Here is a 1,239-nt window from a genome sequence, read left to right as displayed (position 1 = left end):
TGACCCTACCCCAAAATCCTGCTCCATTCAGAAACAGAATTCCGGCATGATAAACACTCCCCTGAGTGGAGGTTGTGCCGATGAAAAAGTCACGATTCACCGAAGAACAGATTGTCTTTGCCCTGAAACAGGCCGAGCTGGGTACATCGGTGCCTGAAGTCTGCCGTAAACTGGGTATCTCTGATGCCACCTTTTACACGTGGCGTAAAAAATACGGCGGGATTTCCCCTTCAGAGCTGAAGCACATGCGGCAGCTCGAAGAAGAAAATCTCAGGCTGAAGAGGCTGGTTGCTGATCTGAGCCTCGACAAGGCGATGCTGCAGGATGTGCTCGCAAAAAAGAACTGACGCTGGCACGCCTGCGCGAATGGGTCAGGGATTTACAGGCCCGATACGGTGCCAGCGAAAGACAAATCTGTTTTGCGCTACGGCTCAGCCGCAGCTCGTTTAGATATCGTTCTGTTGCTGCCGATGACAGCGCACTGCGCCTGCGTATTCGTGAGATCACCGAAACGCGAATTCACTACGGATATCGCCGGGTACACGTGATGCTACGGCGTGAGGGCTGGCGCGACAATCACAAACGGATCTACCGCCTCTACTGTGAGCAAGGGCTCTCGCTACGCCTCAAACGACCACGTCGCAATAAATCTGCCCAGCGGCGGCAGCCGCAGCCTCAGGGCTTATATCCAAACCACGTCTGGGGCATGGATTTTGTTTCTGATGCGTTGTTTGACGGGCGACGACTGCGCCTGTTGACGGTTATCGACCTTTACACCCGCGAATGCCTGGGGATCTGTGTGGGACAGAATCTGCGTTCGACAGAAGTGGCAGAGATGCTGAACAGCATAGCGCTCAGGCGTCCTTTACCGCAGTTGCTGAAAACCGATAATGGTTCTGAATTTGCAGGGAAAATGCTGGACAAGTGGGTGTATGAAAGAGGGATCAGGATCGACTTCTCACGCCCGGGAACACCGACCGACAACGCTACGGTGGAGTCCTTTAATGGCAGATTGCGGCAGGAATGTTTGAACGAGAACTGGTTCATGTCTGTGGAGGATGCACGGTGCAAAATCGAGGGCTGGCGCATAAACTATAACCAGAGCCGTCCCCATTCTGCCCTGGGCTGGATGACACCTTCTGAATTTGCCGAGAAATCTGCCGGTTGCCAGAATATGCAGCCAGAATGAGGCCGGTTATTCCTGATTATGAATGGATCACATACGGGGAGCGGGTCAAA

The 1,239-nt window shown here is 53.5% G+C and carries 1 protein-coding gene; it reads left to right on the top strand.

The genetic code is table 11. From position 1 onward, the window contains the following. Positions 1-80 precede the first annotated feature (80 nt). Positions 81-1,189 (top strand): IS3 family transposase gene (locus AAZT04_RS25985; RefSeq protein WP_434682335.1). Its coding sequence is split into 2 segments (ribosomal slippage): positions 81-342 and positions 342-1,189, totalling 1,110 coding nucleotides; the frame shifts between segments, so codons are not numbered across the junction. Positions 1,190-1,239 lie beyond the last annotated feature (50 nt).

It is taken from the genome of Serratia sp. Je.1.23.a (genome assembly GCF_051129805.1).
GTDB classification, from domain to species: domain Bacteria; phylum Pseudomonadota; class Gammaproteobacteria; order Enterobacterales; family Enterobacteriaceae; genus Serratia; species Serratia liquefaciens.
This window is presented reverse-complemented; position numbering and strand designations above follow the sequence as displayed.